General features: G+C 75.7%; 13 protein-coding genes. 7 read left to right on the forward strand and 6 right to left on the reverse strand.

What is annotated here, in order from left to right; all coding sequences use genetic code 11:
* On the reverse strand, window positions 1-1,877 hold a 1,877-nt coding region (locus EV374_RS33240), incomplete at its 3' end, for an SseB family protein (protein WP_486485593.1).
* Between the two features lie 152 nt (window positions 1,878-2,029).
* Here EV374_RS33240 and mycP point away from each other — a divergent pair.
* Window positions 2,030-3,307, forward strand: coding sequence for a type VII secretion-associated serine protease mycosin (mycP, locus tag EV374_RS05300; protein WP_132232076.1), 1,278 nt, complete (start codon window positions 2,030-2,032; stop codon window positions 3,305-3,307).
* A 149-nt stretch (window positions 3,308-3,456) separates the two neighbouring features.
* Here the strand turns inward: mycP and EV374_RS05305 are convergent, their stop codons facing one another.
* Window positions 3,457-3,747 carry a WXG100 family type VII secretion target gene (locus EV374_RS05305; RefSeq protein ID WP_132232078.1) on the reverse strand — a complete coding sequence of 97 codons (291 nt, stop codon included), beginning with the start codon at window positions 3,745-3,747 and terminating at the stop codon, window positions 3,457-3,459.
* 26 nt (window positions 3,748-3,773) lie between these two features.
* Window positions 3,774-4,094, reverse strand: coding sequence for a WXG100 family type VII secretion target (locus EV374_RS05310; RefSeq protein ID WP_132232452.1), 321 nt, complete (start codon window positions 4,092-4,094; stop codon window positions 3,774-3,776).
* 369 nt (window positions 4,095-4,463) lie between these two features.
* Here EV374_RS05310 and eccE point away from each other — a divergent pair, with 369 nt between their 5' ends.
* The 4 genes from eccE to rarD all read left to right on the forward strand — a co-directional run bounded on the left by eccE (window position 4,464) and on the right by rarD (window position 8,327).
* Window positions 4,464-6,353 (forward strand): type VII secretion protein EccE, encoded by a 1,890-nt coding sequence (gene eccE, locus EV374_RS05315; protein WP_207913898.1) that lies wholly within the window; start codon window positions 4,464-4,466, stop codon window positions 6,351-6,353.
* A 54-nt stretch (window positions 6,354-6,407) separates the two neighbouring features.
* The gene (locus EV374_RS05320; protein ID WP_132232082.1) at window positions 6,408-6,794 is read left to right on the forward strand and encodes a phage holin family protein; all 387 of its coding nucleotides are present in this window, start codon (window positions 6,408-6,410) and stop codon (window positions 6,792-6,794) included.
* Between the two features lie 106 nt (window positions 6,795-6,900).
* A complete protein-coding gene (locus EV374_RS05325; protein ID WP_132232084.1) occupies window positions 6,901-7,401 on the forward strand; it encodes a GNAT family N-acetyltransferase in 501 nt (166 codons plus the stop codon).
* Entirely contained in the window at window positions 7,398-8,327 is a 930-nt protein-coding gene (gene rarD, locus EV374_RS05330; protein WP_132232086.1) for an EamA family transporter RarD, read from the forward strand. Before EV374_RS05325 ends, rarD begins: the two co-directional genes overlap by 4 nt.
* Before the next feature lie 10 nt (window positions 8,328-8,337).
* Here the strand turns inward: rarD and EV374_RS05335 are convergent, their stop codons facing one another.
* Both EV374_RS05335 and EV374_RS05340 read right to left on the reverse strand, forming a co-directional pair.
* Window positions 8,338-9,030: a zf-HC2 domain-containing protein gene (locus EV374_RS05335; RefSeq protein ID WP_132232088.1), complete on the reverse strand. Its 693-nt coding sequence runs from the start codon at window positions 9,028-9,030 to the stop codon at window positions 8,338-8,340.
* The gene (locus EV374_RS05340) at window positions 9,027-9,521 is read right to left on the reverse strand and encodes a sigma-70 family RNA polymerase sigma factor (RefSeq protein WP_486485607.1); all 495 of its coding nucleotides are present in this window, start codon (window positions 9,519-9,521) and stop codon (window positions 9,027-9,029) included. Before EV374_RS05340 ends, EV374_RS05335 begins: the two co-directional genes overlap by 4 nt.
* A gap of 251 nt (window positions 9,522-9,772) precedes the next feature.
* Between EV374_RS05340 and EV374_RS05345 the strand changes: the two genes are divergently transcribed.
* Window positions 9,773-11,884, forward strand: coding sequence for a PhoX family protein (locus EV374_RS05345; RefSeq protein ID WP_132232092.1), 2,112 nt, complete (start codon window positions 9,773-9,775; stop codon window positions 11,882-11,884).
* Window positions 11,885-11,982: 98 nt separating this feature from the next.
* Here the strand turns inward: EV374_RS05345 and EV374_RS05350 are convergent, their stop codons facing one another.
* Window positions 11,983-12,765 (reverse strand): helix-turn-helix domain-containing protein, encoded by a 783-nt coding sequence (locus tag EV374_RS05350; RefSeq protein WP_132232094.1) that lies wholly within the window; start codon window positions 12,763-12,765, stop codon window positions 11,983-11,985.
* Between the two features lie 154 nt (window positions 12,766-12,919).
* Between EV374_RS05350 and EV374_RS05355 the strand changes: the two genes are divergently transcribed.
* On the forward strand, window positions 12,920-14,101 hold the full coding sequence (locus EV374_RS05355) for an MFS transporter (RefSeq protein WP_132232096.1): 1,182 nt from the start codon (window positions 12,920-12,922) through the stop codon (window positions 14,099-14,101).
* Window positions 14,102-14,106: the final 5 nt, after the last annotated feature.

Consider the following 14,106-nt stretch of genomic DNA (forward strand, 5'->3'; position numbering starts at 1 on the left):
GTCCGATCCAGGGACACGGTCGGATCCAGAGACACCGTCGCGTCGCCCGACACGACCGGCTGCGTCCGATCCAGGGACACGGTCGGATCCAGAGACACCGTCGCGTCGCCCGACACGACCGGCTGCGTCCGATCCAGGGACACGGTCGGATCCAGAGACACGGTCGCGTCGCCGGACCACGACGGGGCGGCGGACCGCACGGTGTCGGCGGGCGACGACGGGTGGGCGGGCGCGGTCTGTGTGGGGTCGGCGGTGGCGGCGGTCACCGGTTCCCGGCGGCGCCGGACCGGCTCGAACAGCGAGACGGTCTCCTCGGCGGGCGGGGCCGGCTCGGGGGCGGGCGGCCCGGTGAGGTCCCGCGACTCGATGACGGTGCCCTCGATGACGATGGGCGTGAACCCGCGTCGGGAAGCGGGCGGCCCGGAGACCGGTTCCGCGTCCGCCGCCGGCTCCGGCCCGACCGGCTCGGGGGTGGCCTGCCGGCGCGGCAACGCCTGCGTGAGGTCCTCGGCCGGCTGCGGTCGGTCTGTGCCGTACGCCGGTGGTGGCGGCCCGGGATCCGGGGCGGGGGCCCGGAGGTCCCGCGTGGCGTCCTCGCCGGACCCGCGCGGCGGCAACACCTGCGTGGCCTCGCCCCCGGGCATCGCGAAGGCCCGGGTGGGCTCCCCGCCGGCCGCCGTGAAGGCATGGGTCGGCTCACCGACGGGCACCGTGAACGCGTGAGTCGGTTCTGCGGTCGGCGACGTGAACGCGTGGGTCGGCTCACCGGCGGGCACCGTGAACGCGTGGGTCGGCTCCGCGGTCGGCGACGTGAAGGCGCGGGTCGGCTCACCGACGGGCGCCGCGAAGGCGTGGGTCGGTTCCGCTCCGGTCGAAGCGCTCGGGATCGGGTGGGTCGCCTCCCCCGGTACCGGCTCCCCGAGCGGCCGGCGGCGGGGGAACGGCTGGCTGCCGGGGGCGAGGCGGGACGGCGGGACCGCCCGCTCGCCCGAGCGCAGCGCCTCCTGTCGGTGGGCGGCCGCGCGACCGGAGGCCGGCTCGAAGAACGACCGGTTCGGCCGCTCCGGGGCCTCCCCGGCCGGGCGACCGTTTGTCGACGGCGAGGGGTGGGCGTCGGGCGTCGGCAGGCCCCTCGGGCGCTCGGTGAGCGGCGCGGGGCGCGGCGGCGGGAGCCGGTCGGGGGCCGCCACGGCGTCGAACCGGGCGGGTCCGCCGGCCGTCGGGTCGCCACGCCGCGCATCCAGATGGTCCGCCGGGGGCGTGGGCGGGACGAGCGGGTGGGCCGGGCCGGGCCGGGCGGGTGCGGGGATCCGGCCGGTGGCCGACGCGGCCGTGGGCTCGGGCCGCAGCGTGCCGTCCGGCCGGGCCACACCGGTGGTCGGCCCGGTTGCCGGCCCGCCCGGCGTGTCCTGACCGGCGGCCTGGGCCCGCGCCCGGGCAGCCGTCTCCACGCGTTCCAGCCGGGCCCGCGCACCCATGGTGCGGCCGGGCAGCCGGACGTCGCCCCGGGAGAGCTGGGCGACGAACCAGGCCGGCAGGTAACCCTCGATGGGCAGCCCGGGATTGACCGCCAGCCACCACTCGTGGTTGGGCCAGCTGTCGGACAGATCGGCGTACGAGATGCGCCGGACGGCACCCCCGTGCTCGCCGAGACAGGCGCGCACCGCCGCTGAAGAGGTGAACGCCAGCACATGGGTGCGGCCACCTGTGCTCCAGGTGCCCCAGCCCACCGGTACCGTCCCCGCGAGCGCCTCGGCGGAGACCGGCAGCAGCAGTTCGGTCCGGGCCAGGACGCGGAAGTAGAGCTGTTGGTCGTTGGCGCGTAGCGCGTCCCGCATCGCCGCTTCGGCGTCGGTGGCCGGCTCCCACTCGGTCACGGCCACCCCTCCTCCCGCGAACAGGCCATAGGTATCGCGTACAACCTACAAGGTAGAAGCAAGATCACAATCGCTGGCCGGCGACGGTGCGCCCGGGGCCGCCACAAGCGCTAACATCCCGTTCCGGAGTCGACACGATACGGAGGCGGTCGATGTCCCGGTCCCCCGCACGCCCGCTCCTCGCCGCCCTCACGGCGGCGTTGCTGACGGCCGTCCCGGCCGCCCCCACGAGCGCCGGTCGCCCGGCCGGGCCCGCCCCCGGCCCGGTGCCGGCCGGCTGGTCGGGGTCCGCGTCAACCGCCGTGCGGGCGGCACCCGGCTGCGCCTCGCCCCTCGCCCCGGTCCGGCCGGTGTCCGCGCGCCCCTGGCCCCAGCAGCGGTACGCCCCGGAGCGGCTGGCACCGCTCGCCACCGGCGCCGGGGTGACGGTGGCGGTGATCGACTCGGGGGTGGACCGGCGGCACCCGCAGTTGGCCGGCCGGGTGCTCGACGGCACCGACCTGCTCGACCCGGGCGGCGACGGCAGCCGGGACTGCGCCGGCCACGGCACCGGCGTGGCGAGCATCATCGCCGCCGCCCCCCGCGACGGGACGGCGTTCCGTGGGCTGGCCCCGGGCGCTCGGATCCTGCCGGTACGGGTCAGCGAGCAGCAGGTGGTCGAGGGGCGGGAGTCGGGGCGCACGGTCAGCGCCGGGGACTTCGCCCGCGCCGTCCGTTGGGCGGTCGACCACGACGCCGACGTGCTCAACCTCTCCGTCGTCCTGTACGCGGACGACCCGGCGGTGCGGGCCGCGATCGGCTACGCGGTCGACCGGGACGTGGTCGTGGTGGCCGCCGCCGGGAACCTGCACGACGCCGGTGACCCCCGGCCCTACCCGGCCGCGTACGACGGGGTGCTCGGGGTGGGCGCGATCGGGGCGGACGGGGCACGGGCACCGTTCTCCCAGACCGGCCCGTACGTCGACCTGGTCGCCCCGGGCAGCGACGTGCTGATGGCAGCCCCCGGCGAGGGCCACCACCGGGCCGAGGGCACCAGCTATGCGGCGCCGTTCGTGACGGCCACCGCCGCGCTGCTGCGCCAGTACCGGCCGGAGCTGACGGCGGCGCAGGTGGCGCAGCGGATCGTGGCGACCGCCGATCCTGCCCCCGGCGACGGTCGGGGCGGCGGGTACGGCGCGGGGGTGCTGAACCCGTACCGGGCGGTCACGGAGACCGGGGGCACGTCGGAGCTGGCGCGCCAGGTCAGCGCGCTCGCGGACGACCGGGCCGAACCGGCGGTGCTGGCGCAGCTGGCCCGCCGGGCGACGGCCCGGGACCGGGCGCTGCTCGTGGCGGGGGCCAGCGGGGCGGTGGTGGCCCTGGCGGCGCTGTTGGCGCTCGTCGTGCCGCGCGGGGCCCGCCGCCGCTGGAGGCCGGCCGACCCCGCCTGACCCGGCCGGCGGTCTGCGCCCGTCGCCCCGCCTGACCCGGCCTGCGCTCTGCGACCGTCGCATCCGGATGTCCACCGGCGGTCGAGTTGCCCGGAACGGCCGATGGTGGCGCCGACCGGCTCACGATCGACGCCACCATCGGGCGGGGCCTACTGGAACAGGCCGACGTTCTTCTTCTCCGTGTCGAGGTAGTCGGCGGCGGAGTCGTCCACCGCGAGCTTGATGTCGCGCAGCATGACCTGGAGGTCCTGCGAGGCCGACCGCCAGCGGCGCTGCCGCTGCTCGTAGGCCTGGAGGGCCTCGCCGGACCAGCTCGCCACGAGCGGGGCGGCGTCCCGTTCGAGCTGCCCGAGCTGCGAGTCGAGCGCGTTCAGCGCCTTCTGGATGTCCGCACTCGCCTGTTGCAGGGCGGCGAAGTTGACGACCAGTACACCGTCCATCGGATGTCTCCTCCCCCGAGACCGGGTCAGAGCGGCAGCTGGATGCCGCCGCGGTTGGTGGTGGACACCCGGCTGGCGGCCTCGGCGTCCGAGACGTCGTAGTGCCGGCCGGCCGTGCGGACGGCGCCGGCGGTCTCCCGCAGCGCCCGCTGAAGCGCCGCCTGGTCCTGTGCCCACTGCTGCTTGACCTGCTCGAACGAGCGCCCGCCGGCACCGCGCCAGGCCTGCTGCAACACCTCCAACTCGGCCATCAGGCTGCTCAGCATGGACTGCAGGGACTGGTCGACCTGCTCGAACTTCGCGGCGGTCTGCTGCATCACCGCTGCTTCTGCCTGGGTCTGGGACACCCGGGACGTCACCTCGTCTCCTCGGTCGTGGCTGGCCGTGGGCGCACCCGTCCACCGGGCGCGCCGCTCGCGCCGCCCGGACGTCGAGCGTGGCGGGCGCGGGGTCAGCGAAACTCGTCGCTGACGGTAGCGGTACCGTCGCGGTTCTGCTACCCCGTGGCCATCCCCTGTGGACGACCGCGGCCCCCATCCCGCCGGACGCTCCCCTTACGATGGGCGGCGTCGATGTCGCGGCGAGTGACCGGTCGAGGAGGCGCGGTGACGGTGACCACCGGCCCGGGCCCGCACCGGCCGGCCCCGGGCCACGATCCCCGCCCGACCGCCGCGCCCCTCGTGCCGGCGCCGCCCGGGTCAGCCGGTCCGCCCGGCATGACTGGTCCGCCCGGCCCGGTTGGCACGTCCGGCCCGGTTGGCACGTCCGGCCCGGCTGGCCCGATCGGTCCGGCTGATCCGTCCGGCACCGTGGCCGGCGTGCCGGCAGCCCCGGCCGCCCTGCCGCCGTCGTGGAACCCGGCCGGCCGGCGGAGGGGCGCCGGTGTCCGGGCCGGTCAGGTCGTCGCCACGCAGGTGGCGGTGGCCGCCGTGGTCGCGGCCGTCGGCAGGGGCGTGCTGGTGACGTTGGCCGCCGTGGGGGTGGCCGCGCTGCTGCTGCCCCTGGCCTGGGTGCGGCTGCGGGGGCGGTGGCTCTTCGAGTGGCTGACCACGGGCCTGGGCTACGCCACCCGCCGCCGTGCCCTGCCGTCGGCCGCCGGCCCGGCGGCCCTGCTGGACCTCGTCGACCCGGGCGCGGTCGTGCGTCCCGTCGAGCTGGCCGGCACGCCGGCCGCCGTGCTGGACGACGCCGCCGGGATGGTGGCCGTGCTGGAGATCGGCGATCCGGCCGACCTGCTCGGCGACGCTCCCCGCGCGCTGCCCGTCCCGGCGACCCTGCTGCCGGCAGCCGCGCCGGACGGCCCCCCGGTGCGGCTCCAGCTCCTGCTGACGGGCTCCCCGGCGCCGACCGTCGGCGCGGGTGGCGGCGCGGTCGCCACCTCGTACCGCCAGCTCACCGACGGGCGGCTCGCCGGTCGGGAACGGGCCGTGCTCGCCGTGCGGGTGCTGCGTGCCGAGGGCTGGACGGGAGAGGAGCTGCGGCGGGCGCTCGCCGGAACGGTGCGCCGCATCGCGCGCCGGGTCGGGCCCGTCACCGCCCGCCCGCTGGGCGAGCACGCGACGCTGCGGGTGCTGGCGGAGCTGGCCCACCACGACGACCATCCCGCGCAGGAGTCCTGGCAGGCGGTCCGGGCGGGCGACCTGCTCCAGACCACGTTCCGGCTGCGCCGCTGGCCCGACCCGCGTACCGACGCCGGTCGGCGGCTGGTGACCCGGATGCTCGCGCTGCCCGCGACGGCGACGACCGTCTCGCTCGGCGTCGGGCCGTGGGCCGGCACCGACCCCGCGTCGGCGCCGACCGAGCTGGCCGTACGGCTGGCCGCCGCCACCCCGGCGGAGCTCTCGATCGCGGCGCAGGCGCTGCGCCGGCTGGTGGCCGAGGTGGGCGGCGAGGTGCACCGGCTCGACGGCGCGCAGCTCGACGGGCTGGCCGACACGCTGCCGCTCGCGGCGGCGGGCGCGGCGGGTCCGGGTCCGGCGCCCGACGGCCTGGAGCTGACCCTCGGCGAGGCGGGGCTGATGGTCGGCACCAACCGGCACGGCGGCGCGGTGACCGTCCGGCTGTTCCGGCCGGAGAGCACCCGGGTGATGCTGGTCGGCGGGGTGCGCGCGGCGCAGCTGGTGGCGGTGCGGGCCATGGCGCTCGGCGCCCGGGTGGTGGTGCAGACCGCCCGCCCGCGCTGGTGGGAGCCGTTCGTCCGGGGCGTCGGCACCCCCGGCACGATGATCCCGGTGGTGCCGCCCGGCCGTCCCGTGGGCGAGCCGGGTTCGCCGCTGCGTCCGCTGCTGGTGGTGGTCGACGCCGGTACCACGCCCGCCGGGACGGAGCCGGGCTCGGCGTGGCGGACGACGTTGCTGGTGCGCGACGAGCTGACCCCCGCCGACGCCGACGCGCTGGGCCGCGCCGACCTGGCCGTGCTGCAACCGCTCGACCCGGCCGAGGCCGCCGTGGCGGGCGCCGCGCTGGGCCTCGGCGGGTCGGCGGAGTGGCTGACCCGGATCCGGGACGACATGGTCGCGGTGGTCAACCGGCGGGCGCTGCGCTGGGCGCTGCTCTCCCCCACCCCGATCGAGTCGCAGCTGATCGGCCGCCCGTCCCGCCGCTGAACGGGGCGACGGCCGCGGCTTCCGCAGCTTGTCCGTCCGTGGCACGATCCGGCCATGGGTTTCCTCAAAGGGCTGCTGATCCGGCTGGGCAGCACGGCGCTGGCCTTCTGGCTGGCCACGCTGCTCATCCCGGGCATCACGCTGGACTCGGCGTCCGCCGGCGAGGCGGTCGTCACGCTGGTCCTCGTCGCGGTGATCTTCGGCGTGGTCAACGCGGTGCTCCAGCCGATCATCAAGACCGTCGGCTGCGGCTTCTACCTGCTGACCCTCGGCCTGATCGCGCTGGTGGTCAACGGGCTGCTGTTCCTGCTCACGAGCTGGATCGCCGACCAGGCCGGGCTGCCCTTCCACGTCGACGGCTTCTGGCCGGAGGCGGTGCTCGGCGCGCTGTTCGTCGGCATCGTCACGTGGATCCTCGGGGCCGTCCTGGACCGGGACTGACCCGCCTCGACCAGGGGGCGGTCGCGCACCAGGTGGGCGGGCGGGCCGCCCAGAGGGCGGGAATTGGCCGCTGATCGGGCCGGGTGGCCGGGTTAGCGTCGCGGGCATGTTCACCCTGACCCGCGACGACGGCTACCTGCTGAGCACCGACCCGGCCCGGATCGACCTGGGCCTGGTGCACCACTGGCTCTCCACCGACGCGTACTGGGCGCTCGGGCGAGACCGGGAGACGGTGGCGCGGGCGTTCGCCGGGTCGGTGCCGTTCGGCGTCTACCGCCCGGTTGACGGCCGCCAGGTCGCGGTCGCCCGGGTGGTCACCGACCACGCCACCTTCGCCTGGCTCTGCGACGTCTACGTCGACACCGGCGAGCGCGGCCGGGGACTGGGCAACTGGCTGGCCGGTGCGGTCCGCGACCACCTCGCCGAGCTGGGCGTACGCCGGATCCTGCTGGCCACCGCCGACGCCCACGCGGTGTACGCCAAGGTCGGGTTCGCCCCGCTGACCGATCCGCACCGCTGGATGCAGCTCGACCAGCGGGACCAGCCGGTGAGTCCGGTCACCGGAAAGGAACCGGACGGCCTCCCGGCCCTTACGGTGGAAACGTGACGCCACTCCGCCTCGGCTACCTCTACGGCTTCGTCGCGTACCTGCTCTGGGGGTTCTTCCCGCTCTACCTGCGGCTGATGCGGCCGGCGGGGCCACTGGAGATCCTGGCCCACCGCATCGTCTGGTCGGTGGTGTTCGTCGCCCTGCTGCTGGCGGCGATGCGCAACGTCGGTTTCCTGCGGGCACTGCTGCGCCGGCCCCGGGCGCTGGCCGGCATCGGCGTCGCCGCCGCGCTCATCGCGGTGAACTGGGGCACCTACATCTACGGCGTGACCTCCGACCGGGTGGTGGAGACCGCCCTCGGCTACTTCATCAACCCGCTGGTGGTGGTGCTGCTGGGCGTCACCGTGCTGCGCGAGCGGCTGCGGCCCACGCAGTGGGTGGCGCTCGGCATCGGCGGGCTGGCCGTGGCCGTGCTGACCGTCGACTACGGCCGGCTGCCGTACCTGGCGCTGGTGCTGGCGTTCAGCTTCGCCGGGTACGGCCTGGCCAAGAAGCAGCTCGGGCTGCCCGCCGCCGAGGGGCTCTTCGTCGAGTCGGCGGTGCTGGCGCTGCCCGCGCTGGCGTACGTGGGTTGGCTGGCCGCCGCCGGCGAGGGCACGTTCGGGCAGGTGTCGGTCGGGCACACCCTGCTGCTGGTGTCGGCGGGGGCGGCGACCGCGATCCCGCTGCTGCTCTTCGCCGGGGCGGCGAACCGGCTGCCGCTGACCGGTCTCGGCATGATCCAGTACCTCGCCCCGATCCTCCAGCTCGGCTGCGGGGTGCTGATCTTCCACGAGCCGATGCCGCCGGCCCGGGTCGCCGGCTTCGCCCTGGTCTGGGCCGCGCTGATCGTCTTCACCGTCGACGCCGTCCGCAACTCCCGCCGTACCCGCGCCGCCACCCTCGCCGCCCGCCGGGCCGAGGCCGTCGCCGCGCCCCGCTGAGCGGCGCGGGTCAGCGGATGTCGTAGACGAGGACGGGGGTGCCGTCGGCGCGCAGCAGCTCCAGCCGGACCAGCTCCGCGTCGGTGAACCGGGTCGCGCCGGTGATCCGCAGGTCGTCGCCGGGAGCGGCGAGCCAGGAACCGATCTGCTCCGTCGCGCCGTCCGGGCCGTGCGCCACCAGCCGGAAGGTGTACGCCTTGGCGTAGCCGGCCTTCGCGTCGTACCCGCAGCGCATCCGCACCTCGGTGCCCCATTCGGTGCCGTTGAGGGCGATCTCGGCGTGCACCGGCACCGCGCCGGCGACCGGCTGCATGGCGACCATCCGCACCTCGACCGGGGTCGGGCCGGCCGCCTCCCGGGGCAGCAGGGCGGCGGTGCCGACGCCGACGACCAGGGCCGCCACGGCGGCCGCGAGCGCGGTGAGGGCGTACCGGCGGCGGGTGGCCGACCGGTCGCGGCGGCGGCGCTCCCGCGCGGCGGCGAGCAGTTCGGGCACCCGGGGGTTCTCCGGCGGCGGCAGGAACTGCTCCAGGCCGGCCGGGTCGAGGCGGCCGAGCAGCCCGGGCAGGACGGCGATCTCGGCGACCGCCTCCCGACAGGCGGCGCAGCCGGCGAGGTGCCGCTCGTAGGCCACCCGGTCGGCGGGAGCCAGCGCACCCAGCACGTACGCGCCGTCGTCGTGCGCGAACTCGCACCGGGTCATTCCGTCACCCCCATCTCGGCCAGGACCAACCGTAGTGAGCGCAGGGCGTAGTGGGTCCGGGACTTGACCGTGCCGGGCGGCACGCCCAGCCGGGAGGCGGCCTCCGCCACCGACCGCCCCTGGTAGAAGCACTCGACCAGCACCTCCCGGTGGGTGGGGCTGAGCCGGCTCAGCGCCTCGGCGACGGTCCACGCCTCCACCGCCCGTTCCGCCTCGTCCACGGCCTCGGGAGGCTCGGGCAGCTCGTCGGTGTAGACCTCCCCGACCCGGGCGGAGCGGCGCCGCCAGGCGTCGATGGCCAGGTTGCGGGCGGTCGTGAAGAGCCAGGACCGGATCGAGCCGCGCGTCGGGTCGAGCGCCTCCGGATGCCGCCAGGCCCGCAGCAGCGTCTCCTGCACCAGGTCCTCGGCCCGCTGCCGGTCGCCGTTGACCAGCCGCAGGGCATGCGCGTGCAGCGCCTCCGCGTGCTCGTCGTGCAGCGCGCGGAGCAGTTGGGCGTCGTGGTCGCTGATGGCGGGTCTCCTCGCTGTCGGCGCGAGTCCGGCGGTGGCGTTCGCACGGGAATACGTGCCGCCGCCCCGAACGGTTCAGCCGCAGGTCACCGTGGCACCCCCGGCCGAGGTGTTCACGCCCGGTTCATGCCGCCGCCGACGGTCGCTCACCGCGCCCTCCTAGCGTCCGGCGGGTACGCACGCCAGCGGCTGGTCCGGCGTGCACCGACCCCCATCAGGAGGCTCCTTCCATGAGCGACCGTCCCCGGCTGCTCCCGTTGCTGGGCGCCACCCGCCACGGCAGCCGCGACGCCATGACCTGTCTCTACCGGTGCGGCAACGCGTGCGACCACCCGGTGCCCAACACGTCCGACAACGCGTACTTCGGGGACGTGGTGAACGCGGAGGTGTCCCGGCGCGGCGTGGTCCGGGCCGGCGCGGTCGGCGCGCTGGTCCTCGGCTTCGGCGGTGCGGTGGCCGGTGCCGCCCCCGCCGCGGCGGCCCCCGCCGCCCCCGTGGTCCCCGGTGCTGCCGGCTTCGACCGTCCCGCCGGCGGCGTCGGCAGCGGCGCGCTGACCTTCAAGCCCGTCCCGCCGAACACCCTCGACAGCCTCGTCGTGCCCAACGGGTACGACCACGCGGTCGTCCTGCGCTGGGGCGACCCGGTGGTGCCGGGCGCCCCCGAGTTCGACGTGCGCGCCCAGAGCGCCGCCGCCCAGGCCCGGCAGTTCGGCTACAACAACGACTTCGTCGGGGTGCTGCCGCTGGACGGGCGACGCCGCGCGCTGCTCGTGGTCAACCACGAGTACACCAACGAGGACCTGATGTTCCCCGGCTTCACGAGCCAGGACGCGCTGAGCGTCGAGCAGCTGCGGATCGCGATGGCGGCGCACGGCATGTCGGTGGTGGAGCTGGAGCGGGTCGACGGCACCGGGCAGTGGCGGCCGGTCACCAAGGGCCGGCGGCCGTACAACCGGCGAATCACGGCGCTGGCCACGAAGTTCGAGTTGACCGGGCCGGCCGCCGGTTCGGTCCACCTGCGGACGGCCGCCGACCCGAAGGGCCGTACGGTCGTCGGCACGCTGAACAACTGCGCCGGCGGGGTGACCCCGTGGGGCACGGTGCTCAGCGGCGAGGAGAACTTCAACCAGTACTTCGTCGGCGGCGACGCGGTGGCCGAGGAGGTCAAGCCGAAGCTGGCCCGGTACGGCATCACCACCACCACCCGTCACCCGAGCGGCAGCCGCAAGTGGGAGCGCGCCGACGAGCGGTTCGACCTGGCGAAGCACCCGAACGAGGCCAACCGGCACGGCTGGATCGTCGAGATCGACCCGTACGACCCGGAGAGCCGCCCGCGAAAGCACACCGCGCTGGGCCGGTTCAAGCACGAGGGCGCGAACGTCATCGTCGCGAAGAGCGGGCACGTGGTCGCGTACATGGGCGACGACGAGCGCTTCGACTACCTCTACAAGTTCGTCTCCGACAAGAAGTTCATGAAGGGCAACTCCCGGGTGGCCCGCCGGCACAACCTGACCCTGCTGGAGTCGGGCACCCTCTACGTCGCCGAGCTGACGCAGAGCAGCGCCGGCGAGATCGACGGTTCCGGCAAGCTCCCCTCCGACGGCGCGTTCGACGGCCGGGGCCGGTGGATCAGGCTGGTCAGCGGCAACCGCTCGTACGTCGACGGGATGACCGCCGCCGACGTGCTCACCTTCACCCGGCTGGCCGGCGACAAGGTCGGCGCGACCAAAATGGACCGCCCGGAGGACGTCGAGCCGAGCCTGCTCACCGGCAAGGTTTACGTGGCGCTGACCAACAACACCGACCGGGGCAGGGCCGGCAAGCCGGCCGCCGACGAGGCGAACCCGCGCAACTCGAACAAGCACGGCCAGGTGTTGGAACTCGTCGAGGACCGTGGCGACAACGCCGGCGAGACCTTCACCTGGTCGCTGCCGATCGTCGCCGGCGACCCGGCCGACCCGTCGACCTTCTTCGCCGGGTACGACAAGACGAAGGTCTCCCCGATCTCCTGCCCGGACAACGTGGCGTTCGACGCCACCGGGAACCTCTGGATCTCCACGGACGGCAACGCGCTGGGCAGCAACGACGGCCTCTTCGCCACGGCCGTCGAGGGGCCGGAGCGGGGCCACCTGAAGCAGTTCCTCACCGTGCCGGTGGGCGCGGAGGCCTGCGGCCCGTTCATCACCGGGGACAACCGCTCGGTCTTCGTGGCGGTGCAGCACCCGGGCGAGCTCAGCGGCGCCTCGGTCGAGAAGCCGGCCTCGAACTGGCCGGACGGCGACTACGCCAAGCCGGGCGTGGTGGTCGCCTGGCGCCTGGACGGCGGGCCGATCGGCAGCTGACCACCCTACGGGCGGTCCGCCGCCGGACCGCCACCGTGGCCCTCTCCCAGCCGGGGGGAGGGCCACGGTCGTCGCGGCCCGGCCGGGGCGGGGGCGGGTCAGCTGTCGGCGGCCAGGCCGTCGGCGATCGCCCGGGCGACGGTGAGCAGCTTCGCCCGGACCGCGCGGGCGGAGGTCATCATCTCGCCGGCCGGCAGCGCGCAGGCCAGCACGACCCGGCGTTCCATGTCCTTGTCGGGGCTGACCAGCACCGCGGCGCAGGCCACGCCCTGCCGGAACTGCCCCAGCTCCAGCTGCATGCCCCGCCGGTCCCCGGCGGCCAGGTCGACCTCGAACGCCTCGGAGGTGGTCAGGGTGGCGGCGGTGAACGGACGCATGCCGTAGTCGCGCAGGTAGCGGAAGCGCTGCTCGGCGGTCATCGTGGCGAGCAGCGCCTTGCCGAGGGCGGTCGCGTGCGCTCCCTCGTCGAACCCGGGCACCAGGTCCTCCAGGTACGGCGAGCGCGGGCCCTCGGCCACGGCCGTGACCGCCACCTGGCCGCCCACGAACCGGCCGAGGTAGTGGCTGTAGCCGGTGTCCATGGCGGCCCGGCGCAGGCTCTCCCCGACCGCCGGCGGCCCCCGGAACGCCGTCACCAGCTCGCGGTAGCGGTCGGCCACCTCCAGGCCCACGATGTACGTGCCGTCCTCGCGACGGATCACGTAGCCCTCGTAGGCCAGGGTGCGGACCAGGTGGTAGGTCGTCGCCACGGTCAGCTCGCAGCGCCGGGCGATCTGTTTGACGGTGAGCCCCTTCGGGGCGCGACCGACCGACTCGAGCACGCGTAGCGCGCGGGACACGCTCCGGATGAGATCCGAAGGTTCCGCCAAGGGGTCGCGCACAACCACCTCCGCCGCCGGGGACTTACACCATATGAAAAACAGGCCGGGTTCGAAATGCCTGTTCGGGTGGAGGATGCCAGATCGTCATGAACGTCGCGTTGCTCGACAGGCACGTTCCGTGACGAAAACCCCGCTCGCGTAGGTTTGCCGGACCATGACCGACATCGCGCTCCAGCCCGACCCGGGCATCGCCCCGCCCCGGCCCGCGCGGGCCGTGACCGGGGCCGTCGCCGTCACCATCGCCTGCGTCCTGCCGGTCTTCCTGCTCGGCGGTCTCGCCGTGCAGATGGGCGAGGACCTCGGCTTCTCGCCGGCCGGGCTGGGCCTGGCCGTGTCGGTCTACTTCGGCGTGGGCGCGCTGGCCTCGGTGCCCTCCGGCGTCCTCGCCGAGCGGCACGGGCCGACCGTGGTGGCCCGTGCCGGCATCCTGCTCTCCGCCGCCTGCCTGCTGGCCGTGGCGGGGCTGGCCCGGTCGTACCTGGTCCTGCTCGGGCTGCTCGCGCTCGCCGGCACCGCCAACGCCCTCGGTCAGCTCGCCAGCAACGCCACGCTCGCCCGGCACGTGCCGACCCGCAGGCAGGGGTTGTCGTTCGGGGTGAAGCAGGCCGCCATCCCCGTGGCCACCCTGCTGGCCGGGGCGGCGGTGCCGACCGTGGCGCTGACGGCCGGCTGGCGCTGGGCGTTCGTCGTGGCCGCCGGCGCGGCCCTGGCGGCGTTGCCGGCCGTACCCGCGCGGGAGCCGCGCCCCGCCCGGACGGCCGCACCCACCCGCGGCGGCCGCGCCACCGCGGCCCTGGTGGTGGTCGGGGCCGCCGGGACCTTCGCCGCGGCCGCCGCGAACGCGCTCGGCACCTTCGTCGTCGACTCGTCCGCCGACCGGGGGTTGTCACCCGGGCTGGCCGGGTTGACCCTGACGCTGGGCAGCGCGGTCTGCGTGGCGGCCCGGGTCGTCGTGGGCTGGCTCGCGGACCGCCGCGCCACCGGGCACGTCGCCCTCATCGCCGGCATGCTCGTGGTCGGCGCCGCCGGGCTCGGCCTGCTCGCGACGGCCGGGTCGGTGCCGCTGGTGGCCGGCGTGCTGCTCGGCTTCGGCCTGGGCTGGGCGTGGCCGGGCCTGATGACCTACGCGGTGGTCCGGCTGCACCCGCAGGCCCCGGCCGCCGCCACCTCGGTCACCCAGACCGGGGTGTACGCGGGCGGCTGTCTCGGCCCGCTCGGCCTCGGTGCCGTGGCCGCGCACGCCGGCTACCCGGTGATGTGGCTCGTGGCCGCCGGATCGATGCTGCTGGCCGCCGCCCTGATGCTCGCCGGCAGCCGCCTGCTCGCCCGCCGCTAGCGGGT

It is taken from the genome of Micromonospora sp. CNZ303, from assembly GCF_004345505.1.